The 24530-nt window shown below is 40.7% G+C and carries 21 protein-coding genes; 18 read left to right on the plus strand and 3 right to left on the minus strand.

Going from position 1 to position 24530, the window contains the following annotated elements; translation table 11 throughout:
• Window positions 1-161: 161 nt before the first annotated feature.
• Complete coding sequence (locus AA980_RS18755) at window positions 162-875, plus strand: YwaF family protein (RefSeq protein ID WP_024030783.1); 714 nt, start codon at window positions 162-164, stop codon at window positions 873-875.
• 91 nt (window positions 876-966) lie between these two features.
• Here the strand turns inward: AA980_RS18755 and AA980_RS18760 are convergent, their stop codons facing one another.
• Both AA980_RS18760 and AA980_RS18765 read right to left on the minus strand, forming a co-directional pair.
• Entirely contained in the window at window positions 967-1620 is a 654-nt protein-coding gene (locus AA980_RS18760; protein ID WP_024030784.1) for a carboxymuconolactone decarboxylase family protein, read from the minus strand.
• Window positions 1621-1814: 194 nt separating this feature from the next.
• Window positions 1815-4031: a glycerophosphodiester phosphodiesterase family protein gene (locus AA980_RS18765; RefSeq protein ID WP_024030785.1), complete on the minus strand. Its 2217-nt coding sequence runs from the start codon at window positions 4029-4031 to the stop codon at window positions 1815-1817.
• A gap of 434 nt (window positions 4032-4465) precedes the next feature.
• On the opposite strand from AA980_RS18765, the gene AA980_RS18770 reads away from it, so the two are divergent.
• From AA980_RS18770 to AA980_RS18845, 16 genes are all read left to right on the plus strand, one after another.
• Entirely contained in the window at window positions 4466-5599 is a 1134-nt protein-coding gene (locus AA980_RS18770) for an MGDG synthase family glycosyltransferase (RefSeq protein ID WP_024030786.1), read from the plus strand.
• Between the two features lie 80 nt (window positions 5600-5679).
• Window positions 5680-7083, plus strand: a complete 1404-nt coding sequence (locus tag AA980_RS18775) for an MFS transporter (protein ID WP_024030787.1) — start codon at window positions 5680-5682, stop codon at window positions 7081-7083.
• A gap of 74 nt (window positions 7084-7157) precedes the next feature.
• Window positions 7158-9089, plus strand: a complete 1932-nt coding sequence (locus tag AA980_RS18780; protein WP_024030788.1) for an LTA synthase family protein — start codon at window positions 7158-7160, stop codon at window positions 9087-9089.
• Between the two features lie 321 nt (window positions 9090-9410).
• On the plus strand, window positions 9411-10295 hold the full coding sequence (locus AA980_RS18785) for a metal ABC transporter solute-binding protein, Zn/Mn family (protein ID WP_235815192.1): 885 nt from the start codon (window positions 9411-9413) through the stop codon (window positions 10293-10295).
• Window positions 10296-10311: 16 nt separating this feature from the next.
• Complete coding sequence (locus tag AA980_RS18790; protein WP_024030790.1) at window positions 10312-11070, plus strand: metal ABC transporter ATP-binding protein; 759 nt, start codon at window positions 10312-10314, stop codon at window positions 11068-11070.
• Window positions 11071-11075: 5 nt separating this feature from the next.
• Window positions 11076-11999, plus strand: coding sequence for a metal ABC transporter permease (locus AA980_RS18795; protein ID WP_024030791.1), 924 nt, complete (start codon window positions 11076-11078; stop codon window positions 11997-11999).
• On the plus strand, window positions 11996-12874 hold the full coding sequence (locus AA980_RS18800; protein ID WP_024030792.1) for a metal ABC transporter permease: 879 nt from the start codon (window positions 11996-11998) through the stop codon (window positions 12872-12874). Before AA980_RS18795 ends, AA980_RS18800 begins: the two co-directional genes overlap by 4 nt.
• 202 nt (window positions 12875-13076) lie before the next feature.
• Entirely contained in the window at window positions 13077-13391 is a 315-nt protein-coding gene (locus AA980_RS18805) for an HMA2 domain-containing protein (protein ID WP_024030793.1), read from the plus strand.
• Window positions 13388-13927 (plus strand): HMA2 domain-containing protein, encoded by a 540-nt coding sequence (locus AA980_RS18810; protein ID WP_024030794.1) that lies wholly within the window; start codon window positions 13388-13390, stop codon window positions 13925-13927. The genes AA980_RS18805 and AA980_RS18810 overlap by 4 nt, the downstream gene beginning before the upstream one ends.
• Window positions 13917-16031, plus strand: a complete 2115-nt coding sequence (locus tag AA980_RS18815; RefSeq protein ID WP_024030795.1) for a heavy metal translocating P-type ATPase — start codon at window positions 13917-13919, stop codon at window positions 16029-16031. Before AA980_RS18810 ends, AA980_RS18815 begins: the two co-directional genes overlap by 11 nt.
• Complete coding sequence (locus tag AA980_RS18820; protein ID WP_024030796.1) at window positions 16021-16599, plus strand: HMA2 domain-containing protein; 579 nt, start codon at window positions 16021-16023, stop codon at window positions 16597-16599. The genes AA980_RS18815 and AA980_RS18820 overlap by 11 nt, the downstream gene beginning before the upstream one ends.
• Before the next feature lie 24 nt (window positions 16600-16623).
• Complete coding sequence (locus tag AA980_RS18825; RefSeq protein WP_024030797.1) at window positions 16624-16857, plus strand: hypothetical protein; 234 nt, start codon at window positions 16624-16626, stop codon at window positions 16855-16857.
• A 272-nt stretch (window positions 16858-17129) separates the two neighbouring features.
• Window positions 17130-17414, plus strand: coding sequence for an AbrB/MazE/SpoVT family DNA-binding domain-containing protein (locus AA980_RS18830; protein ID WP_024030798.1), 285 nt, complete (start codon window positions 17130-17132; stop codon window positions 17412-17414).
• A gap of 102 nt (window positions 17415-17516) precedes the next feature.
• Window positions 17517-17963, plus strand: a complete 447-nt coding sequence (locus tag AA980_RS18835) for a VanZ family protein (RefSeq protein ID WP_024030799.1) — start codon at window positions 17517-17519, stop codon at window positions 17961-17963.
• Window positions 17964-18145: 182 nt separating this feature from the next.
• The gene (locus AA980_RS18840; protein ID WP_024030800.1) at window positions 18146-18418 is read left to right on the plus strand and encodes a hypothetical protein; all 273 of its coding nucleotides are present in this window, start codon (window positions 18146-18148) and stop codon (window positions 18416-18418) included.
• Window positions 18419-18432: 14 nt separating this feature from the next.
• The gene (locus tag AA980_RS18845) at window positions 18433-19116 is read left to right on the plus strand and encodes a restriction endonuclease (protein WP_024030801.1); all 684 of its coding nucleotides are present in this window, start codon (window positions 18433-18435) and stop codon (window positions 19114-19116) included.
• An 81-nt stretch (window positions 19117-19197) separates the two neighbouring features.
• Here AA980_RS18845 and AA980_RS18850 read toward each other — a convergent pair whose 3' ends face one another.
• Window positions 19198-19689: a glutathione peroxidase gene (locus AA980_RS18850; protein ID WP_024030802.1), complete on the minus strand. Its 492-nt coding sequence runs from the start codon at window positions 19687-19689 to the stop codon at window positions 19198-19200.
• Between the two features lie 523 nt (window positions 19690-20212).
• Between AA980_RS18850 and AA980_RS18855 the strand changes: the two genes are divergently transcribed.
• Window positions 20213-24523 carry a S8 family serine peptidase gene (locus AA980_RS18855; RefSeq protein ID WP_024030803.1) on the plus strand — a complete coding sequence of 1437 codons (4311 nt, stop codon included), beginning with the start codon at window positions 20213-20215 and terminating at the stop codon, window positions 24521-24523.
• Window positions 24524-24530 lie beyond the last annotated feature (7 nt).

Below are 24530 nucleotides of genomic sequence, written 5' to 3' on the forward strand. Positions count from 1 at the left end.
TTCTGCTTGAAGTTTTGCCGTTTGCAGATAAACAGCATTAGTTTTAAAGCATAAGAACCGTCCCTTTGCTTCCCTGTCCAACAGAGGTATAGTCTTGGTTAAAATTGCCCTAAACTAAGACATCATCCAAAAAAATCTGCACAGCTAATGGGGTAGTTAAGATGCAAGCGTACTTTCAATTTCATTCAAAACTTGATTCATTCCGTCTCTTTTCAGTGGAACACCTCATAACGATCGGGATTATTTTTATTCTATGTCTTCTCCTATTTTTATTTAGGAATGAGCTTAGAATAGAGGAAAAGGGAAGGCTTATTCGTTACTTTCTTGCGGTTTTTTTAGTGGCTTCTGATGTATTGGAACATCTTTGGCTTGTGGTTGAAAATGCCTGGTCTATAAGGAGAGATTTGCCACTGCACCTTAGTGATCTGGTTGTCATACTGGCCATAGTCATGTTGCTTACGAGAAGTGAAAAACTTTTTCAATTTATGTATTTTGCGGGACTGGGCAGCTCTATTCAAGCCATCCTGACACCAGATCTTGGCAGGTTCTCGTTTCCACATTTTCAATATATCGAATTTTTTGTTTCACATGGAGGAGTAGTGCTAGCATGTTTGTTTATGGTGGCGGCCTTCCACTATCGGCCCACGTTTCGTTCCATGTGGGTGACCATTCTACTAGTGAATCTATATGCAGTTTGTGTCTTTTTCCTAAATAAGCTACTGGGCGCAAATTACCTGTATATCATGAAAAAACCAAAAAGCACCTCCCTGTTAGATTATCTCGGTCCGTGGCCATGGTACCTCTTATCACTAGAACTAGTGATGGTCCTGAGCTTTTTCATCCTCTACATTCCATTTTGGAACAAAAGAAAATAGGGGAGGAAGCGAGGGGACGGTTCTCGTGCTTCTTTTCCGTTCTGTCCCTATTTTTGAAGCATAAGAACCGTCCCTTTGCTTCCCAACAACTTCAATCTTGGTAACTTTGAATCATATTAGCCATATGAGCGTAGGAAGCACCTGCACGAACTGCGGAAGTTACTAGGATAGCTTCAGCAAGCTCTTCGCTGGTTGCCCCTTGTTTTTCTGCGTTTTTAGTATGAACGTCAATACAATATGGGCATTGGGTAGCGTTTGCAACAGCTACAGCAATAATTTCTTTAAATTTTGTACTTAGTTTACCTGCTTTTGTTGCTGCGGTACTGAATGCTTGATAACCTTTAAAACCATCTGGTGCAAATTTACCTAATTGACCTAAATTTTTTAAGTTGGAACGAGCATAAAGTACATCTGATGCATCGTGAGCCTTTGCATTATGGACATGGGTACTGTGTGTAATGGTGCCGCCAGCTTCAACTGCTGCTGTTACAAATACAGCTTCCGCTAATTCTTCCAAAGTAGCACCAGCTTTTTTCGCATTTTTTGAATGAGCATCAATACAATAAGGATATTGCGTTACATGAGTAATGGCCACCGCAATCAGTTCTTTTTCTTTTTTCGATAGGGCCCCCTCTTTGAAAGCAGCAACATTAAAATCATTAAAAGCCTTTAATTGTTCTGGTGCAAGCTTGTTTAAGTGAGTTAAATTTTGTGTATTTTCTTTTGAATATAGATTTGATGTCATTCTTCAATCTCCTTTTAATTTTTAGTTTATCCCTCATTTAGTGAATGTCATGCACTAATTTAATCGAAATGAGGTTATGTGTATAATGGAAAATAACAGCAGCACCATGTGAATTTTTCACATGGTGCCTGACACCCTATAATGTGCAGATAAACAGCACTATTTTTCAAGCATAAGAACCGTCCCTTTGCTTCCTACTCTTCAAGTTGGAAAGCATGGCTGTAATGGATTTTTCCGTTCTCATCACGGATTTCCACGGTAGCTTGTTTATTTGCCGGATCTACTTGGAATACACCGAAGTTGAAGAAATCCCCTTCTGCATACATGCTCTCTGGGCCAAAGGTGGGATCCAACGTACCAGGATTAATTTTTACTGCCCCAATCGGACCGCTGATCAGCTCGTGATAATCGGTTTTGCCGTCTTGATTGGCATCATATTTGATGACTTGAGCAAAATGGACATCGGTAGTGACGAAAAATACGTTCTTAATTTCTTTTTCCACGATAAAATTTGAGATTTTTTTGAACTCGTTCTCATACCCGGTAGGATCATTTGGGTCAACTTGATCTCCATTTGCCCATCCATCCCTGGCATTTGCTTTTCCGGTCGGAACAGAGATTGGAACAGAAGTAGCTACAAGTTTAACCTTAGCATCTGAATCGAGAAGCTGCTGCTGAAGCCATTTCAACTGTTCTTCTCCTAGCATTGTTTTATCCGGACCATCCGTTTTGGTGTTCGGATCACGGTAACCCCGGTTGTTAAGTATCATCATATCAAGTGTATTTCCCCATGAATACGTATGGTAAAGCTTGTCCGCTGAACTGCGTTCCCCCGAAATTGGCCAATAATCCTTGAATGCACGTAAACCGGTCGGAGTTAACGATTCAGATGGACCTGAAAAGTCATTGGTTACTTCATGGTCATCCCAGATAGAAAAGGTAGCCGTTTTTTGTAAAAGACTGCGTAATCCCGCATCTGTTCGATTTTCCTTATATTTTGACCAAAAATCCTGTACGGTTTCGGATGGAGGATTGGGAACAGCCGGTGTCTTATTATCAGCATAAATGGTATCGCCGCTGAACAGGAAGAAGTCCGGATTTAAGGCAGACATTGCCTGAAAAGTATTATATGGTGGAATCTCTCCCTGACCGCCAGTATCTCCGCCCCAAACCATTGTCATTGGTTTTAGACTGTTTTGTTCTGGTGCTGTTTTGAAAGAACCGTTCACGGTGTATTTGCTTGAAACAGTATGTGCGCGGTAATAATAGGTAGTATCAGGCTTTAATCCGTTGACTGGAACGTTGACTGTAAAATCATGCTTTGCATCTGCATGACTGGTTGTGACGATGGAACGGTGTTTAAAGCTGGGGTCCGAGGAAACCTCAAATTGAATATTGGCAGGTCCGTTTGCACGTGCCCATAATACGGCTGAAGAGTCGGTTACATCCCCGCTCGCTGCACCATGTGAAATATACGGCTTATTCAGTAAATCTGCTAATAGGTCAGGGTTATTCGTGAATTCTCCATCAACACCAAGTGAAAGAAGGGCTGCCAAATCGTCCTGTGAATTGACCGTCCATGGATGGACAAGAAGTTGATTCTGATGTGCGGCTTCCATAAATGTTGGAACAACAAGTTCTTTACTAGGGCCTACTCCGGCCGCGTATTCAGCGATGCGCTTGAATTCCTGATAGACATCCTTCCCTTTCAGCATATCGGCCGTGTAAAGTTGAATCAGCTTCACATTTGGCGCCATGGTTTTCAATTTGCGAAGGCTTTCCTCACTGAATGATTCGAGAATAAGATGCTTGTCCTTCAGCACATTCGTTTTTTTCAGGATATCAATCAACTTTTCTTCCATTCCAGGGTAGACATTTGGTGCTTTTGTTTCCATATAAAGGCCAACTTTTCCATTTCCTTTTTGCTTAACAAATTTAATCGCTTCCTCAAGTGTTGGTACGCGCTGTCCGACATATTCTTTTTTCGCCATGTTCGGAAATGCAGCATTAAACCATGAACCTGCATCCAGACGTTTAATTTCATCAAGTGTAAAATCTTTCACTTGCCATGGTGCCCGGTCTGGATAGAGTTCCTTTGCATTTGTCGTTCTTTCAAGCGTTTCATCGTGCAAGGCGATCAAGTGGCCATCCTTCGTCATTTGTAGATCGAATTCCATATAATCTGCTTTCATTTGCATTGCCTGTTTATAGGCTGCCAGAGTATGCTCCGGGCCGTATGCAGAGGCACCGCGATGGGCAATGACTGCCACATCAGACGTAATTGGACGTAAGGTAGATTGTCCATTGTCAGTAACTATACCCTTTTTCGGGGCAGCTAAAACGGCCCAAGGAACAGCAGAAGTCACCGTAAGGGATAGACAAGCAAGACCAGCGATCAAACTTTTTTTCATTTTCAATCAGCTCCTATATGGTTTGTGTCTGTCATAAATAAAGTTATAGGAGAATTGTAAAGATAATTTTGATATAATATTAATATTTCGTAAAAACAGAAAAAATAGTAAAAAATTATTATAAAATAATACGTTAATAGTAGTTTTATGTGATAAATTCCCTACTCACAATGAAACAAAGGACAGTGTTATTGCTTTTAGGTGGTTTTGGATTGTGAGAACCACCAGTTTCCTCCCATAAAATAAACCATTAATATCGTATTAAGAATTTATTAATAAGGGAGGAATTGACAAAGTAAGTGGTACAATGGAATAAGGGTACCTGTCACGTTCAGAATGGGCAGAGGTCTAAGAAAGATGTGAGTTCGTATCCCCTGTTTATTTTATTACAGCAGTTTGACAAGGATTAACAATGTTAAGAGAGGGTCTTTTATATGACTAAAAAAATATTAATTATTTCTTCTGATAACACCGGTCATGGCCATAAAAGCATCACAGAATCCTTGTGTGAAAAGATTGGAATGGATCATGATAGTAAAGTGCATGTAGTAGATGGCTTTTCATTGGGTGGACATCCACTAATGAATATTGGCAAGACCTACGGGCCGATAACCAGAAGGTCTGAAAATTTATGGGAGAAGGTATTTAACTATTCAGCAGAAAACCCAGAATTAATTGACAAATTTATCGAAATGCTTATAAGAAAAAATTTCTTGAAATTACTTGATGAAAAAAAACCCGATTTGATTTTATCTGTTCATCCAAATTTTAATGGGTCCGTTTTAAATATTTTGGAAAAGGAATTTATAAAAATTCCATTTATTACGCTTATTGCCGACCTTGTGAACATATCTCCGCTATGGGCGGATAAGAGAGCTGATGTAATCATTTGCCCCACTTTTGAAGCTCGTGATAAGTGTATCGAGCATGGGGTGCCGGCTGAGAATATTAAAGTTGTAGGGTTCCCCGTTCGTTCAAGATTTTTTAGAAATAGCACAAATAAAAAAATGAATTATCAAGTTGGCACACCATTAAACTTCTTAATCATGAGCGGTGGTGAGGGTGTAGGGAATATGAAGAGTATTGCTGAGATTCTCTTTGATCATTTTGATTGTACCGTGAAAATTGTCGCGGGTAGAAATGCAAAGTTAAAGGCAGAGTTAGAGCAATCGCTTAAGGACAAGTATGGAAATAAAGTGGATATTTACGGTTTTACTAAAGATATTCAAGATCTCATGTTTCAGGCAGATATCGCTTTTACCAGAGGAAGTCCAAATGTTATGTTTGAGGCCTTCGCTTCCAATACGCCGATTATGATCACAGGTGCGTTACCTGGTCAAGAACAGGACAATCCAACCTTTGCTGAGAAATTAAATTTGGGTGTAATCTGTAAAGATCCAAGCCAGATCGAAACCCAAATTAACCAATTACTTGAAAATGATGCGGAAAAGCTGAATCATATTATCCATTGCCAAAGAAAGTTTATTAACTCTCGAGCTGCAGAAGAAATCATCGAATTTATGTTAGAAGTGGAAAATCGTTTTGAGTGGAAGCTGCAGCTTGCTTAATCCGGTAAAAATGTATTTATTTTGACTATATAATAAACTAGTACTAGTTCATCTTACTAGAAAAAGGTGTGTTCCTGTTTTTGAAAAGTACGAATCCTCAATTGGTATTCACCATATTTGTATTTATTGCCTTGGCTGCTTTTGATAATATCATCGTCGGATTATTTCCGCCGCTATTTCAGTATATTGCAGACGATTTGCATGTGAAAATTGCTAAATTGGGGACGATTTCAGCTGTGAACATTTTAGTTACAGCTGTTTCTTCCGTTTTTTGGGGATATCTATCAGGAAAATTCAAACGTAAAAAGCTGATTATCATCGGAACGTTGTTTTGGGTTGTCTCCGTATTTTTGACATCAATTAGCCAGAGTTATGGAGAGCTTCTCTTTTATCAAATATTAACGGGAGTAGGTTTGGGGTGTATTGCCTCTATTGGCTTTAGTGTATTAACTGATTCTATTCCATATCAGAAACGCGGGATGATTTTGAGCCTTTGGGGCATGGCCCAAGGTTTGGGAGGAATTGCAGGAGCCCTATTGGCTTCTTTAACTGCAACTAATACAAGTTGGAGATGGCCTTTTGAAATCGTCGGATTTATAGGCCTATTTCTCATTATTTTATACCTTTTCGTAAAAGAACCTGCAAGGGGAGGAGCAGATCCTGAACTGAAAGGTCTCATGGAAAATAATCAGTCGTATCATTATGTTATTGAAGCAAAGCAAATTGTACCGATTTTATTAAAAGGAAGCAATGTGTATCTTTTCTTGCAGGCACTTTTTATGAATATTGCAACAGGCAGTCTCATATGGCTTCCAACCTTATATATTTTCAAAATTCAACAAATAGGATACAGTGTAGAGACAGCGATGATTGCTTCAGGATACCTATATGCCATATTTCAAATTGGAGGAATGGCATCGGTTTACTTTGGCCACCTTGGCGACAGATTTCAAAAGAGAACGTATAAAGGAAGGGCAATGTTAACCTCATTCTTTGTATTTCTTACGATGCCCCTATACATACTAATGTTTATGATTCCTATGAACAATCTGCAGCTGCCTGATGACAATAATGCTTTAAGTATTTTCGTTAGTTTAATGGGTCAGCTATTCATGAACCCATGGATGGCTTTATTGTTTATTTTGTCTTTTTTTGCTTCTGCTGCTCAATCTGCAAACACACCAAACTGGCTCGCCCTTATTACTGATGTGAATTTACCAGAGCATCGAGGGACAGCTTTTAGCATCGCCAATCTTTTCAATAGTTTAGGCAGAACCATTGGAAACGTAGGAGTCGGGATTGTCCTCGGCATGATTTCGACTCGTTATCATGGTCCAACTTCATATATCATAACATTATCGGTCCTTCAAATTTTTCTCATTCCTTCAGCCATTTGTTATCTTTTAATGGCAAAAAAAAATATGTTGGATATACAGAAGGTGAAAGAAACACTGACGTTGCGATCAGAACCGGATAGGGGCTAATAGTATTTGTGGGGTTGGAGACACATTTGAAAGTAGAAAAATAGTATATTACCTGGCTGGTGGAGGGAAGAAACGTGAATAACCTATTACAAAAGGGTAAAAGTATGTTTACGAGATATTTTGCCTTTTTCTATTTGGCTGTATTCTTGATTTGGATGAAAACATACATAGCACAAATAACGCAGTTTAGATTAGGCGTGGAAGGACCATTTCAGCACTTTCTCTTATTTATCAATCCTTTGGGATCTTCCTTTCTTTTTTTAGGAATTGCGCTCTTTTTTAAAGGACGAAAAAAGTATAGTTGGCTAATGGTCATTTATTTTCTTTTATCTGTTCTCTTGTATAGTAATATTTTGTATTATCGCTTTTTTAATGACTTCATTACGTTACCGACGCTGACTCAAACACAAAATGCTGGAGAAATTGGCGGCAGTGTCGTTTCCTTATTAAAACCTTATGACTTTTTATTCTTCATTGATTTCTTTCTGTTGCTGGCGTTACTCGCATCTCGCTTTATAACAATCGAAGTTAGAGATGTGCATCGCCGAAAGGTAGGCGCGTTATTTTCACTTTCATTAGCGATTTCTTGTTTCAATTTAGGTTTAGCGGAAATAGATCGGCCTGAATTACTAACAAGAGGATTTGACCGGAATTATATTGTCAAATATTTAGGGTTCTACAATTACACCATTTATGATGCAGTTCAAAGTACGCAAGCATCCGCACAAAGGGTAATGGCAAATAGCGACGATATTTCAGAAATCAATAATTATACGAAATCAAATTATGCTGCACCCAATCCTGATTACTTTGGTGTCGGGAAGGGAATGAACGTCGTTTATTTCCATCTTGAGTCGTTCCAAAATTTCCTTATTGATTACAAATTACACGGAGAAGAAGTAACCCCATTTTTAAATTCAATGACGAAGGATAAAAATACCGTTTATTTTGATAATTTCTTCCATCAGACGGCACATGGGAAAACGTCTGATGCGGAATTTATGTTGGAAAATTCATTATATGGATTACCCCAAGGTTCTGCTTTTATGACAAAAAGTTTAAACACATACCAATCGGCTCCTGCTATTTTAGGAACCCATGGCTATACGTCTGCTGTCTTCCATGGGAATTCCGGGAGTTTCTGGAATCGTGATGAAATTTATAAATCGTTTGGATATGATAAGTTCTTTGATTCAAGTTACTACCAAATGGACCCTGAGGACTTGGCACAATATGGGCTTATGGATAAGCCGTTTTTAAAGGAATCGATGCCGCTTTTAAAATCATTGCCACAGCCATTTTATACTAAGCTCATAACAGTAACGAATCATTTTCCGTTCCCAATTGATAAAAAAGAGGCGTCGATAGAGCCGCATACCACTGGTGTCTCATCTGTCGACTCGTACTTTCAGACTGCCCGCTATGCCGACGAAGCGTTAAAGCAGTTTTTTGCATCACTTGAGAAAGCTGGATTATTAGATCATACGATTATTATTATGTACGGTGACCATTATGGAATTTCAAAAGATAATAATAAGCAAATGGAGCAAGTTCTTGGGAAAGAAATTACCCCTTTTGAAAGCACTGGCTTGCAGCGAGTACCGTTATTGATTCGCGTGCCAGGATTAGTTGGCGGAGTGAACCATGAATACGGCGGGCAAATTGATCTTCTGCCAACACTGCTTCACTTGTTAGGAATTGATACGAAAGAATATGTCCAATTTGGTACAGACTTGTTTTCTAAACAGCATGATGATCTAATTCCTTTCCGAAATGGTGATTTTGTCAGTTCAACCATCACATCCATTGATGGAAAATTCTATGATTCAACGACGGGATTGGAATTGGGCATTGACAAGTTAGCAAAGGCTGAGAAAGCTCGGGAAATGGCCGAGGAAAAATTATCATTATCAGATCGCGTCGTAAATGGAGATTTATTACGGTTCTACAATCCAGAAGGTTTTGTTTCGGTTGATCGTTCTAAATACAACTATCATCAGAAATAAAGAAGCAAGAGGATCCTTTCCTCTTGCTTCTTTTTATTTCTGTCACATTGCTCGAAGGGGGACTGGTGGATTCAATGTGCTGGCACCTAGAGATGCATCATGGTGCTTGCGTTATTAATGTCGAAATATTATGTATGTTTTCTGTTGACCTTATCTTAAATTTAGGTTACCATAAAAGTTGCGTTAGGGAAAAATATTTTGTGTTGTTTAAAAAAAATGACATAGGATAAAAGTATTGCGTTGATGATAGAATAGGAGGGTTTAATTTTGATGAAGACGATAAAAAAGTGGGCAATCGTTGGGTTTGTTCTAGTGTTTTCAATGGTAGGCTGTTCCGCTGCAGGCGTATCAAAGGAAGGGAAAGAAAACGGGAAAATCCGTGTGACCACAACCATTGGAATGATTAATGACATCGTGAATAATGTCGGTGGGGAGCACGTAGAGACAATAGGCTTAATGAAATCTGGCGTGGATCCGCATCTTTATAAAGCCTCACAAGGTGACATTAAGAAGTTGGATACTGCCGATATGATTTTTTACAATGGGCTTCATTTAGAAGGGAAAATGGTGGATATTTTTGAAAAAATGGCCAAGAAAAAGCCCACCATTGCTGTCTCGAAAAATATTCCCGAAGAAATGCTTCATACGACAAAGGACGGATCCAAAAGCGTTGATCCCCACATTTGGTTTAATGTGAAGCATTGGATTTCCGCAACCGAAACAGTCGGGGAGGAACTGTCCAAATTTGATCCCAAACACGCTGACGACTATAAACAAAACGCTGAAAAGTATATGGAGAAATTGAGAGAGCTTGATAAATATGTAACCGAACAAATTGCCACGATTCCAGAACAGACTCGTGTCCTAGTGACAGCTCATGATGCCTTCGGTTATTTTGGTGAAGCCTACGATATTAAAGTAATGGGACTTCAGGGAATTAGTACGGCATCCGAATATGGATCAAAGGATGTTAGTGAACTACGAGACTATCTCGTGAAAAATAAAATTAAAGCCGTTTTTGTTGAATCAAGTGTTCCGAAAAAAGCGATCGAAGCGGTAATCGAAGGGGCAAAAGAAAAAGGTCACGAAGTGAAAATTGGCGGCGAACTCTATTCGGATGCAATGGGAGCGGAAGGAACGGAGGAAGGGACCTATATTGGCATGGTTAAACATAATGTCGACACGATTGTTAATGCATTGAAATAAAAGGAGATGATGATAGATGGCGTTCCCTCTTACAGTAAACAATTTAACTGTTGCCTATCAGAAAAAACCGGTATTAGAGGATATTTCCTTTCGTGTTCCAGAAGGGAAACTGATTGGGATTATCGGACCGAACGGGGCCGGAAAATCGACACTGATTAAAGCGATTTTAGAATTAATCCCGTCCATTACTGGAGACGTGGCGATTTTTGGTGAATCCTATAAAAAAACACGGAAACGAGTAGGCTATGTTCCGCAGCGGGAATCGGTCGATTGGGATTTTCCTACGGATGCTCTCGATGTAGTGATGATGGGAAGATATGGGCATTTAGGGTGGTTTAAGCGTCCGGATAAGAAAGATAAAGCCCATGCTATGGAATGTCTAGATCAAGTTGGCATGAGTCAGTATGCCCATCGCCAAATTAGCCAGCTCTCCGGCGGACAGCAGCAGCGTGTCTTTTTAGCAAGAGCACTTGCGCAGGACGCAGAAATTTATTTTATGGATGAGCCGTTTGTTGGAGTGGATGCGGCGACAGAAAAGGCGATTATTGCGCTGCTAATGAAGTTAAAAAGCCAAGGGAAAACCGTTCTCGTTGTCCATCACGATTTAAATACGGTCAAAGAATATTTTGATTGGATTATGCTGTTAAATGTCAAACTTATTGGCATCGGTCCTACGGAAAAGTTGTTTACGAAGGATTATTTACAGAAGACATATGGTGGGAGCTTAACCATGCTTGATTCGAACACATCGCCCATCATTGTCAGCCCGAGGTGATCAATATGAATTGGTTTTCGCTATTTTTAGACCCCAATACACAGTGGATTTTAATGGGATCGATGCTGTTAGGATTAAGCAGCGGTGTGATTGGAAGTTTTGCCTATTTACGAAAACAATCCTTAATGGGCGATGCCTTATCCCATGCGGCTCTTCCTGGGGTTTGTCTTGCCTATATGCTAACGGGGACAAAATCAATCTTTTTCTTTCTCATCGGTGCCATCATTGCCGGAATTTTGGCAACGGCAGCGATTGGTTATATTACGAGAAATTCGCGCATTAAACAAGACTCGGCATTAGGGATTATTTTAACCGTGTTTTTTGGAGTTGGTATTGTCCTCTTAACACAAATCCAACATAGTAATAGCGGTAATCAAAGCGGATTAGATAAATTTCTGTTTGGTCATGCTGCCTCGATGGTTAAACTGGATGTTTACACGATTGCCGGGATTAGTGCGGTTCTTGTCGTCCTCTGTTTCTTGTTTTTTAAAGAATTTAAACTCCTCTCCTTTGATCCTGGTTTTGCAAAAGGAATCGGGCTGCCGACTATTCTTTTAGATCAATTTATGATGCTGCTGATTGTGACCGCTGTTGTCATTGGGATTCAGGCAGTGGGTGTCGTCTTAATGGCGGCTTTATTGATCACACCGGCGGTTGCGGCAAGGTATTGGACCGAAAAGCTGCATGTAATGGTTATCCTTGCGGGATTGTTTGGAGCTTTCAGCGGCTTTGTTGGTACGGTGGTTAGTTCCATGGTGAATAATCTGCCTACAGGTCCACTGATCGTCTTATCAGCAACGGTCCTATTTATTATTTCGGTCCTCGCCGCCCCAAATCGCGGCGTCTTAGCCAAAACTAGATTACGAGTGTCGGCCAAGAGTGAATATCAGCCACTCACTAACCAGAGAGTAAAGGAGAAATCCTTATGAATCACTTTTGGATCATCTTAATTGGGGCGTTAGTTGGGTCATCCTGCAGTATTTTAGGCTGTTTTCTCGTATTAAGAAAAATGTCGATGATTGGCGATGCCATCAGCCATTCCGTCTTACCGGGGATTGTGATTGCCTTTTTAATCAGCGGCTCAAGGGAATCGCTGGTGATGATGTTTGGAGCTGCCGCCATCGGACTAGTCACCGTCTTTCTGATCCAGATGTTTCAAAACAGCGGGGTCCAGGCAGATGCCTCGATTGGCGTCGTCTTTACCGCATTATTTGCGGTTGGCGTTGTGTTAATTAGTTTGTACACAAGGCAGGTAGATTTAGATTTAGACTGTGTCTTGTATGGAGAAATCGCTTATGCACCGTGGGATATGCTGCATTTTGGCGGGACTAGTATTGGACCAAAAGCCGTGTGGGGCGTAGGAGCAAGCTTTCTCCTAAATATTCTCGTCATTAGTCTGTTTTATAAACAGTTTAAAATCAGCACGTTTGACCCGGCACTTGCCGCTTCATTAGGAATTCCGGTTGTGTTTTTCCATTATTTATTAATGAGTTTAGTTTCGATTTCAACTGTTGCCTCTTTTGAAAGTGTAGGAGCCATCCTAGTGGTAGGGATGATCATTGTTCCGGCTGCCACCGCCTATTTATTAACCGATAAATTGAGCAGGATGATCATGATAAGTATCATCTTAAGTATTGTCAGTTCGCTGCTTGGGTATTACGTTGCCTACCTTCTTGATGCATCGATAAGTGGAACGATGGTGGCGGTTACAGGCGTGCTATTTCTTGTAGCCTTGTTCTTCTCGCCAAAGCACGGGGTACTAATTAAAAAATGGAGCAGGAGAAAATTGCTTCAGCAAAATTAAGTTTACAAGGAGGTTAAGCCTGCTAATTGGCTTAATCTCCTTTTTGCATGCAAAAATACCTATTCTTGGAATATTATATTTACTTTTTTGAATATTCATATTATAATTACGGTAATTAATTTGCGCTAGGGAAACAAAATAAGCAAATGTCAACATTTTTAAGCGTTACCAAGCATATACAAGTTTATGGGAGTATGAATCTATGTTACATAAAGTAAAGGAATTTCAATTAGCAAATCGAATGAAAAAAGTCCTGAAAAGGCATGCGATTGAAATTGCCCATCAGATTCCTGGGAGAATTCGATTAAAGTCGCCTCACTGGAAAAATAACCCTCATTCGGTGAATCAATTAATCGATAAATTTAAGCATGAAAAAAGAATTTTCTCGATCGATTATACCGCAGAAACAGGCAGTTTATTAATTACCTATGATTATAGTCCCGTTGATCATATAAAGCAGCTGGAAGCATGGGTAGAACAGATTGAAAGTGTGTCTTTAGAAGGAGAGAGGCAATGATATCTTCATTAATAGGTCTAGGAGCGTCACTAGTTGCCCCTAAATTATTATCTTCCTTAACTGATCAAAAAATAGAAGTCGTTCACGCAATGCCTGGAAGAGTTAGATTAAAATGTGAACGATGGAAAGATGGGATTGTGATACATCATCTCGAACAGACGTTTAGCCAACTGACCATTGTTAAATCAGTGAGCGGATCTCCGATTACCGGAAGTCTGTTAATTGAATTTAATGTACAGACACTTTCCCCAGAACAATTTGACGAACTCCTTAAACTTGCTGTTGACACCTCAGTGAACGCTTACCCATACGTTGAAGCACAACTTATGAAAACAATGAAGAAAACCGTGTCCATTACGGATGGACTCATTAAAAAGAGAACTTCTGGAAAAGCGGATGTTGATTCGTTACTTTCCTTATTTTTATTAATCTATGGGGTTACTAAAATTCCAGTGAATCCCGCTTTTTCGAGTAGTCTACTGTACTGGGCATACACGATTATTACGAAAGAGAAAGGGCCGAACAATGGTACATAATGTGACTCTAATCCATTCGATACCAGGAAGAACCAGATTAAGCCTAGGCGTTACCTATGCAAATGGGAAGGAAATTGAAGCTGTGTTTCGTTCTTTTCCATATGTGTACTCGGCTTCCTATACAAATGAAACGGGTTCATTGCTTCTCTATCATGATGATTGCTTGACATGGAATGATCTTTTTTTATTACTAGGACAACTTTTTCCGGAGCCAGAGGTAGTTGAAAAAAAGGAGCCTATGAATGCGAAGATTCCTTTTATTGAAATTCTCGTCTGTTTTAGCGCTTTTATGTATGAAACGTTGAAAGCAGCTTCCATCCCTTCGCAAGGACTGAGAAACGTGACAAAAGCATCTTCTCTTGCCGTCCTGCTTTCTTCTTACAATATTTTTAAAAATGGATTTTTATCGGTGATGACGACAGGAAAGCCGAATGCAGACACGCTAACTTCTGCAGCGTTACTTGCATCGATCGTAAAAGGCAATCCAAAATCAGCACTCATCATTTATTTAATGTCGACAATTAGTGAGTGGTTAACCGACTTTACTGCCTATAAAACAAGAAATTATGTTAGAGATATGTTAAGTGTCAAGGCCGACTATGTTTGGAAAGTCGACCATGCTGGAAAAGAAGTAAAGGTTTCGATTGATGAAATTACTGCTGGTGATCAGATAGTTGTTTTTCAAGGTGAGAAAGTAGTCGTAGATGGAACGATTCTGGAAGGAACGGCAGTTGTGGATGAATCTTCGATAACGGGTGAATATATCCCACGGGAGCTAACAACAGGGGAAAAGGTCTTTGCAGGGTCAATAGTAGTGGAAGGGAGCGTTAACATTCGCGTCGAAAAAGCTGGGGATGATACAGCCATATCAAGGATGATTCATCTTATTGAAGAAGCGCAAACAAAACAAGCTCCGATCCAATCTGTCGCCAACCGGTTGTCGGAAAAATTAGTTCCAGTTTCGTTTGTTCTCGCCGGCTTAATCTTTGTGGTCACAAGGGATTGGAATAAAGTATTGAACATGTTAGTCATTGATTATGTATGCGGTCTAAAGCTTTCAACCGCCACCGCCATCTCATCGTCCATTGGTTTAGCGGCGAAAAGCGGAATTTTAATCAAAGGCGGTCAAACCATCGAAAAGCTAGCCCAAATTGATACGGTTATTTTGGATAAGACGGGAACGATCACCGAGGGCAGGCCGATTGTAACAAAGATTATTACAGCAGAGAGCATGTCAGAAAATCAGGTGTTGAGTATAGCAGCGTCGGCTGAAGAACATTCCTCGCATCCGATTGCTGAAGCAATTTGTAATAAAGCGAAGGAGCATAATCTCGACGTACCTGAGCATCAAGAAATTGACATGATTGTCGGAAAGGGTATCAAGGCAATCATCAACGAAAAATTAGTACTCGTGGGCAGCAAATTATTTTTAGCGGATTGGAATATCCCACTGGAGCCATTAAAAAAGCTGAACAGTGAGGTTAACCCGGAAGAAAATATAGTTTATGTCGCTTATGATCAGCAATTAATCGGCATTATTATTTTACAAGACAAGATCAGAGAAGGAATGAAGCGATCGATTAATCAGATGAGGCGCCATGGTGTCGATGAGTTCATTATGTTAACTGGTGACCGTTACCATCCCGCGAAGAAGATCGTCGACGAGTTGGGAATGGATGCCTTTATTGCTGAAGCACTTCCTGAAGATAAAGCAAATTTTGTCATGAATTATAAACAAAAAACTGATGCTTTAATGATGGTTGGCGATGGAGTCAATGATGCTCCTGCACTTGCCTATGCAAATGTTGGGATCACGCTCGGAACGAAACGAACAGATATCGCCGTCGAAACAGCGGATGTCATTGTGACGACTGATGATCCATTAGCGTTGGCCGAAGTCATTAAAATGGCGCAAAAGACGATGAGGCTCATTTATCAAAATATTGTCGTGACGATTTTAGTTAATAGCGGAGCGATATTATTAGGAACACTAGGGATGATCTCACCTGTCCTTGGTGCTGCGATTCATAATGCGGCAACCATTGCTGTCGTTTTGAACAGTGGAAAAATCATTTTTTTAGGGGGAAAAGCGAGTGGAAATTAATTATCGGATCGCTCACAGTATTCCCGGCAGGCTGCGAGTCATTATTCCTGCTCTTAAAAACAACACTGCATATATAACGATTGAACGGATGTTTTCTAGTTTAAAAGGAATACACAAGGTTCGAATTGAACCAATCATTCAATCGATGGTCATTGAATATGAACCTGCTGTAGTAGGAAGAAACATGATTCTTCGCTATATTTCGTTATATTTTAGACAGTCCAGGTTCGAATCACTTGACAGCTTTATGGTCCAAGCCGGCCCCGACTTAAGGAAGGATATTTTCCGTTCCCTCAGTACTGGTGCACTTATTTTGGTGGCGTATTTAAGAAAAGGTTTTAGTCCTAGACCTGATCTATTTGTATATGCTGCTGTCATTTCGACTGCCTATATGGTCCTCACGCATGGGGAAAACAAATTCAGACACCCTGACGTGATCACAGGGATTGCGAGCATGTTCTCGTTGGGAGTAAGCAATATGTTACAAGTAGCCATGATCACTTGGGCTGTTAATGCACTTGAAATTTTTCAAGATATGAGGAGAAGTCATCGACTTCTTTACATATAAAAATTATTCTTAGGGGGAAACAAAATGGCTTTAAATCGTGATTTCTTAATGGGATTTCTTTCAGGAACAGTAGTTGGCGCGGTAGGATACCGTTTGTATGAACAAAACAGCGGCCAGCTGAAAAGCTTGGTCCAAAGCAATGTACCAACACTAAGCTTTCAATCACCCAGAGGAGAGCTGACCGTAGAGGAACTAGTCAGCCAAAAAGAAAGATTAGAAGATTTAATCGCAGAAAAAAAGGCCGTAGTAACTATATAAAGCGAAGGGACGAGGAGGCAAGCTTCTCGTCCCATTTTCTTTAATAGAGATGCTATTATTTTGAAACTAATGATGGTGAACGGCGTTAAAGATAGATAATTTCCAATAATAACAAATAAATCAAAAAGTGTTATTAATACCAAGACATTTAGTGGGACGAGGAGCCTGTCCCATGGTCTTACATAGTTCACAATAATGTCATTAGTAAAAATTACAATTAATTGTATTTTATGTTATACTCAATTTAAAATAATAGGAAAGCTGGTAGATTTATGAAAAGTACTGGGATTGTCCGTAAGGTTGATGAGCTAGGCAGGATTGTGATACCAAAGGAATTAAGAAATACGCTCGATATTCAAATTAAAGATCCATTAGAGATATTTGTCGAAGAAGAGCGCATCATTTTACAAAAATATACGCCTTCTAATGTTTGTGCTGTTACTGGGGAAGTTACAAGCAAGAATAAACTCTATCCTGGAGATATTATTCTAAGTCCAAAAGGGGCAGAAATTCTGTTTGAGCAATTAAAAGCAAATCTTCATGTAATAGGTTCATAGAGTTATAAGAAAAGAGAGACAAGGGCAAACTGCTCTTTCTCTCTTTCTTTATGTTAAGCTGTAGTATATAATTCAAGGTTGGTAAATTATGAGGTGGTTTGAATGGCGAAGTCAAAAAAATTCTGGGTGCTTGCGTTAATTATTTGGATGGCGGTAATCTTTTTGTTCACCCAGCTTCCATATTTTACTGGGGAAAATACGTCCAAAGCCATTTTTAAGTTGTTTGCTGTGGAACATGATATCACTCAATCATCAGATGCAGGATCGGTTCTAATAACGGCTGTTAATATTATTCTTAGAAAGGCGTCACATCTAACGGGATTTGGTATAATTGCCTTTTTGTTGTTTCAAGTATTCAGGAACTTTCGATTTCCCTATCTCCTTTCGTGGGTTCTTACGTTCCTGTATGCGATAACAGATGAATGGCATCAATCATTTGTGCCGGGCAGAACTGCCTCATTTCAAGATGTATTAATTGATGGCTTAGGGGCATTCATCGCCTTACTGCTTACCTATTTATTTTCCTCGCGAAAAAGAAAAATTCGTTAGCAAAAGTAGGAAGGAATATTCCAGTTCTTGTGTGTAGCGCTCCAGCGTGTTCTTATTAAGCCTGAACATATTCGGAAAATTAATGCCTCTTTTTCGATACTTTTTATATGAATATTTAATGCTGCAGGAATTTCCTCCTTTTTTGTCGAATTCCCTTTTATTATGGTGAAAGGCTTATTGAGATGAAAAAAATCCTATTTTTCCAAGAAAATGATAGAAAAAAACTCCTCTTTGAGGTGAATGAGAGGCTAATAACAAAAAACAGATTGTTGAGGTTAATCATTTCAAATCCAGATAAAAAGACCAGTGTCATGCTAAGCCGACAGAAGAAAATTCGATACGAGGAACAAATCATGCTCCTTGAGGCAATAAGAAATAAGGTTATTTCTTGTGATAGTAGGGAACAGCTGAGGGAGATTAATAATTTGATTGATTCTTATAATTCCCTGAGCTAAGAGAGGTGAAATTTTTGAGTAAAAGAAGAACAAAGAAACAGCAGCGGGAATTAGAAGAAGGTTTAAAAGGCTTAATCTTTTTAGTCGCGGGGGCTTCTTATTTATACACTAAGAGTTTATTAATGACGAGTATTTTTGTAGGTACCGCCCTCCTATTAATTATAGCGATAGCAATTTTTCAAAGTAAAAAGCGAAAAGAGCGGTTAAGAAATTCGGGGATTGTAGATATTGACTCAATGGATGGGATTCAGTTTGAGCATTATCTGAAGGAAGTGTATCTATCTAAAGGCTATGGGGCGGAAGTAACGAGTGCGAGTGGTGATTATGGGGCTGATTTAGTGCTCACTAAGGCTGGAAAAAAGATTGTCGTTCAAGCAAAACGCCATTCCAAGGATGTGGGCATAAAGGCGGTTCAAGAAGTGATTGGAGCAAGGTCCTATTATGCGGCAACGGAGGCATGGGTCGTAACCAACAGCTATTTTACAAAAGCCGCAAAAGATTTGGCGCAGAAAAGCAATGTTATCCTAGTTGACCGTGATGAGCTAATCGATTTAATCCTCGGATTAAACGCAGCTGCTGTGGACAAGCCAAGCTCTACTAAAATTTTAAATTCTGTTTCTAGTTTGCCAAATTCTACATGCGGCAGATGCGGAAGTCCAATGGTCTTAAGAACAGGCAAAACCGGGAACTTTCTATGATGCAGCAATTTTCCAAAATGCCGTTATACAAGGAAAGAATCCCATCACAAAAGTGACTGGGATTCTTTAGGTTTCTATGAGCTAAACGTTGGATAACGACAATAATTTTTTTATGTCATCCTCCATTTTGCTTGGTTCGGTAGTCGGTGCATAGCGTTCAACGACCTGGCCGTTTTGGTCGATAAGGAATTTGGTGAAATTCCATTTGATATTTTTAGTGAGGAGGCCTCTTTTCTGTTCTTTTAAAAAAGTGAATAAAGGATCAGCATGATCGCCATTTACATCGACTTTTGCGAAGATTGGAAAGGTTACACCGTAGTTCCGCTGACAAAACTGAGTCGTTTCTTCAATAGCAGCAAACTCCTGATTGTTGAATTGTGCACATGGGAAGCCTAAAATCATTAACCCATGTTCGTTGTATTTCTCATATAATTCTTGAAGTCCTTTAAATTGGGGAGTAAAACCGCATTTGCTGGCGGTGTTTACAACTAGTAAGGGCTTGCCCTCGTATTCCTTTAATGCTTTCTCCTCACCATTGGTCTTCTTCACCTGAAAATCATAGACCGTTTTCACGGCGCGCCGCCTCCTCATTTTAATCCTAGATTAATTCGAATTCCTTTTTGTGGTAAGTTATCGCTTGTTTAATCTTAAGATATTTATTCAATCAATACAAAACTAATGCTTGGTGTCTCCTGTGTATCGGAGGCATTTTGTTCTTTGTGGGAAAATAAAACTATTTCATCATTAAATCCTAAAATTTAGTAACTCTAATCAATCAAATTAACTAGGAATAATGAATCTTTTTTTAAAATAATAGAAATTTATTGCGCTAGAAAGACCAAGAAAATGGTCCTATGGATTTATTTTTGATAGGAAACAAGCACTGTCGATGTTAATTTGGTCTTATTTTCCAATTTTCCCAACAGCAACGAAACTACCAATTTCTAATAACTGGAATTTATACGACGAAATTCGACACAAATACAAGCCTTAAAGGGCTATTTTTAAAGTAGCACCTAGAAATTGACATATAGTAGGCGCCAGGAAGGAGGGTAGTAGATTCATTGATTAGGAAAATACTTAGGGGGGTAAGAGGATGAGAAGAAAGCAACGCCAGTGGTTATCGATTCTGCTCACCGCAATTCTAGTGTTGCCACTAATGATGCAGCAGCAAATGAATGTTGACGCGGCAACAAAAGGGGCCAGTGTTTCAGCAAAAGATGAGCTTACACCAAAACAAAAAGTAACCAATAAGTTGTACAAACAATTTGCTGATCAGGATAAAGTCACCTTTCTGATTAAAATGAAAGAGCAGGTTGATGCTGAAAAGGTGGCCAAGGCAGCGGAGCAAAAAGCCACGCAGCAAAAGGCAACTCCTGCAAAAGCAAAATCATTGAAGCGAAACACGCTTGTCTCTGAATTAAAAGCAAAGGCACAGGAAACACAGACTGACGTGTTAGCGTTTCTTCAGGAACAAGTAAAAGCTGGGAAGGCGAAGGATGTTCATTCCTACTTTATCGTGAATGCGATTGCGGTAACAGCAACACAAGAGGTCATGGAAAAAGCGGCTGCTTTCGCTGAGGTAGAAAAAATCCTTCCGAACGAAACAAGACAATTATTCGTTCCGGAAAAATCTTCTGTAACAGCTGTCCAAGAACCTGCAGCTGCAACAACAGCGGTTGAATGGAATATTGACCGTGTTGGAGCTCCGGCTGTTTGGGAAATGGGGATTGATGGCAGCGGAGTTATCATCGGATCAATTGATACCGGGGTTCAATGGGATCACCCGGCATTAAAAGAAAAATATCGCGGCTATAATCCGGCTACAGGTCAAGCGGATAATACGTATAGCTGGTTAGACGCAACTCGTGGTCAAACTTCACCATATGATGATCTTGGTCATGGAACACATACAATGGGAACAATGGTTGGTTCAGAGCCGAACGGCTCCAATGCGATTGGTGTCGCACCGGGTGCAAAGTGGATTGCGGTAAAAGCATTCACAGCAGCTGGCGGTACGGATGCAGATTTGCTAAGAGCGGGTGACTGGATGATTTCCCCAGGCGGAAACCCTGACAAGGCACCAGATGTCATCAATAATTCATGGGGCGGAGGTCCTGGGATTGATGAATGGTACCGTCCGATGGTTCAGGCCTGGAGAGCAGCAGAAATCTTCCCTGAATTCTCTGCAGGAAATACAACCTTAAGTAATCCTGGCGGGCCTGGATCTGTTGCCAATCCGGCTAACTACCCGGAATCCTTCGCAACAGGGGCAACCGATATAAACAACAAACTTGGCAGCTTTTCCTTACTAGGACCATCTCCGTATGGAGAAATCAAACCTGAAATTGCTGCACCAGGTGTTAATATTCGTTCTTCCGTCCCTGGCGGCAGCTATGAAGGCGGCTGGAACGGGACATCGATGGCTGGTCCGCATGTTTCAGCAGCGATTGCCTTACTGAAGCAAGCAAATGCAAGTTTAACGGTGGATGATTTAGAAAGAATTTTACAAACATCAGCGATTCCTTTAACAGACAGCAAATATCCGGAATCACCGAATAACGGTTATGGCTCAGGCTTATTGAATGTCTACGATGCTGTTTCGTCTGTTATGACCGGTTTAGGAAAACTTAAAGGCCAGGTAACAAAAGAAGGAGACGACAGTGAAGCACCGGTGTTAACGCATTCCCAACCTGCCACGGTTTTCGCAGGAATGCCGCTAACGTTACAAGCTTCAGCTGCCGACAATATTAGTGTAACAGAAGTATCGTTCCAATATCAAAAGCAAGATGGTTCGTGGACGACCGTTGCCACAAAGCGGATTGGCGGCGACTATAAAAATGGAACGTACGAAGTGACGATTCCAGGTGAAGAGATTTCCGGCACGACATTCATCTATAAGTGGAAAGCACGTGATTTCGGCGGCAACGAAACCGTAAGTGAGCATACGATTACCGTTCTTCCAGGAATTACTGTCGGCTATGTGCAAGATTTTGAAAGTAATCCTGATGGCTGGACTTCCTACGGTACCAATGATCCATGGCAGTGGGGTAAGCCGACAAGCGGTCCTAATAAAGCCTTCTCTGGTGAAAAAGTCTATGCGACCAATTTAAGCGGAGCATACGCGAACAGCACAGACGCATCACTGCGGATGCCGCCAATTGATTTACCAGCAGGAAGCAGCTACCTGCAATTCAAGCAATGGTACGAACTTGAAAGAAACTATGATTTCGGCCATGTGTATGTATCAACAGATGCGGTGAACTGGGTTCAAAAGCTTCGCGTCAATGATCTGTCGAATGGCTGGATTGACGGTCAGGTAGATTTAAGTGAATATGCAGGCCAAAGAGTTTACATTGCCTTCAATCTAAAAACAGATGGCAGTGTAGCGAAGCTTGGCTGGTATTTAGATGATGTCCGTTTAACCAATACACCACTCCCTGCTTCTCAAAAGGCAAGTTTAGGTGTTGAGCCAACAAAAGAAGAGCCATCGTCCAAAGTTGGAATGAAGGAAACAGTCAACCCGGATAAATTCACGTTGATGATGCCTGAGGTGAAAAAAGAGGCAACTGCAGAAAAGGCAGCCGCCCCAACGTTGTTGCCAATGCAGGCACAAGTGACGGTTGTGGAATCCGGCCGTTCGGTCAACACCAATCCAGCAAACGGAAGCTATGAGCTGACACATGCGACAGGAACGTTTACGGTTATCGCTGAATCCTATGGCTTTCAATCACAAACAAAAACAGTAACGATTGATCGTGACGGAGAAACGGCAGCAAACTTTACGCTTCAGGAATTAGCGAAGGGTACTGTATCGGGAACGATTAAGAATCAAGCTTCAGGAACTCCGGTTGCCGGGGCGACTGTATATGTCGTCGAAGATGCAGCCGTTCAACCAGTGCAAACAGATGCAAATGGACACTTTACGATCACTGCCTATGAAGGAGATTATACGTTAAAGGTGATTGCACCACGCTTCTATAGTCAAGAAGCAGCGATTAAACTAAAAGGTAATATGGTGCAGAATTTCGATATTAAGCCTTTCATTGGTTTCCCGAGTGAAATCGGCTATGATGACGGCACAGCTGAAAACGCACGAGCATTTTATGATGCCGGAAATGGCTGGGCAGTCAAAATGTCATTAGCTAATGGTCACAAAAAGGCCTTAGTGACAGGCGGATTGTTCCGCTTCTGGACTTCAGAATGGCCAGTTCCAGGCGGTACGGCCTTCAAAGTTGCCGTCTATGATGCTACTGGTCCTGACGGAGCACCTGGTAAAAAACTTGCTGGCCCAATTGATGCGACCGCACTTCGAAATGGTCAGTGGACGCTGGTAGATTTAAGCAGCCAGGGAATCCTGGTTGAAGGAGATTTCTATTTGGTCTACATCCAAGCAGATATCAATACAAAGTCACCTGGTCTGGCAACAGATGAGAATGGTCCAAATGCAAAGCGAAGCTGGCAGCTTGTTAGCGGCGCTTGGTCACCATCACCAGCAGATGAGGGCAACTATATGATTCGTGCCGTCGTTGATTATGAAGTAACGGCACCATCGATTACCTCACCTGTTGACGGAACATTTACTAACGTTGATACGGTAACTGTGAAAGGGCAAGCAGCCCCGACGACAAAGGTTCATATTTTTAATAAAGGCGCAGAAGTCGCTTCCGTTGATGCAAACGGTGATGGCAGCTATGCGGTTAATGTGAAACTCAATAAGGGTGAGAACGAATTGACGGCAAAGGCTTCGACATCGCAAGGGATGACGGATGCATCCGCACCTGTAACAGTAACCTTTGATGCTGATGCGCCGGAGCTAACGATTGACTCACCGTCAAACGGAACGAAAATGAACACGGAAACGGTCACGGTTAAAGGAAAAGTGAAGGATGATCATTTGAATTTCGTCCTCGTTAATGGCACTACCGCTAAAGTTGAAAATGGCACCTATTCGGCCAGAATCATGCTCGATGAAGGAATCAACAAAATCAACGTTACCGCCAAAGATAAGGCCGGAAACACGACGGAAAAATCAGTCAAAGTGGATGTGAAGTACACAGCTCCACAAATCAAAAATCTAAAGCCAACGGCAGATATGGAATTGAAGAAAGGCGAAAGTGTCAAGATTGAGTTCACAAGTGAACCGGGCTTGAAAACTTCTTTCTTCATTCATATGCCGCTGACACAAACGAATTCAGTGCAAGCGCAAGTGGCGAATGCGACAGAGCTTCCGATGATGGAAGTTTCAGCTGGATATTATGTCGGCTATTACACAGCTACGAAGGACATGAAAGCGGCAGGTGCCGTTATTGAGGTGAAGGCTGTAGATTCCTATGGCAATGAATCAAGACAAACAGCTGACGGAAAATTGTACATTAATGAGAAGATTAAAAAGGCGAATAAATAAGGATCGT

The sequence above is a fragment of the Neobacillus vireti genome, from assembly GCF_001026695.1.
Classification (GTDB): Bacteria; Bacillota; Bacilli; order Bacillales; family Cytobacillaceae; genus Neobacillus; species Neobacillus vireti.

Coding starts and splice junctions, on each gene's coding strand:
- AA980_RS18770 (WP_024030786.1), top strand. CDS start 4,466: ATGACTAAAAAAATATTAATTATTTCTTCTGATAACACCGGTCATGGC.
- AA980_RS18835 (WP_024030799.1), top strand. CDS start 17,517: ATGGCGAAGTCAAAAAAATTCTGGGTGCTTGCGTTAATTATTTGGATG.
- AA980_RS18800 (WP_024030792.1), top strand. CDS start 11,996: ATGAATCACTTTTGGATCATCTTAATTGGGGCGTTAGTTGGGTCATCC.
- AA980_RS18825 (WP_024030797.1), top strand. CDS start 16,624: ATGGCTTTAAATCGTGATTTCTTAATGGGATTTCTTTCAGGAACAGTA.
- AA980_RS18815 (WP_024030795.1), top strand. CDS start 13,917: ATGGTACATAATGTGACTCTAATCCATTCGATACCAGGAAGAACCAGA.
- AA980_RS18830 (WP_024030798.1), top strand. CDS start 17,130: ATGAAAAGTACTGGGATTGTCCGTAAGGTTGATGAGCTAGGCAGGATT.
- AA980_RS18765 (WP_024030785.1), bottom strand. CDS start 4,031: ATGAAAAAAAGTTTGATCGCTGGTCTTGCTTGTCTATCCCTTACGGTG.
- AA980_RS18810 (WP_024030794.1), top strand. CDS start 13,388: ATGATATCTTCATTAATAGGTCTAGGAGCGTCACTAGTTGCCCCTAAA.
- AA980_RS18760 (WP_024030784.1), bottom strand. CDS start 1,620: ATGACATCAAATCTATATTCAAAAGAAAATACACAAAATTTAACTCAC.
- AA980_RS18790 (WP_024030790.1), top strand. CDS start 10,312: ATGGCGTTCCCTCTTACAGTAAACAATTTAACTGTTGCCTATCAGAAA.
- AA980_RS18755 (WP_024030783.1), top strand. CDS start 162: ATGCAAGCGTACTTTCAATTTCATTCAAAACTTGATTCATTCCGTCTC.
- AA980_RS18840 (WP_024030800.1), top strand. CDS start 18,146: ATGAAAAAAATCCTATTTTTCCAAGAAAATGATAGAAAAAAACTCCTC.
- AA980_RS18855 (WP_024030803.1), top strand. CDS start 20,213: ATGAGAAGAAAGCAACGCCAGTGGTTATCGATTCTGCTCACCGCAATT.
- AA980_RS18785 (WP_235815192.1), top strand. CDS start 9,411: ATGGTAGGCTGTTCCGCTGCAGGCGTATCAAAGGAAGGGAAAGAAAAC.
- AA980_RS18805 (WP_024030793.1), top strand. CDS start 13,077: ATGTTACATAAAGTAAAGGAATTTCAATTAGCAAATCGAATGAAAAAA.
- AA980_RS18795 (WP_024030791.1), top strand. CDS start 11,076: ATGAATTGGTTTTCGCTATTTTTAGACCCCAATACACAGTGGATTTTA.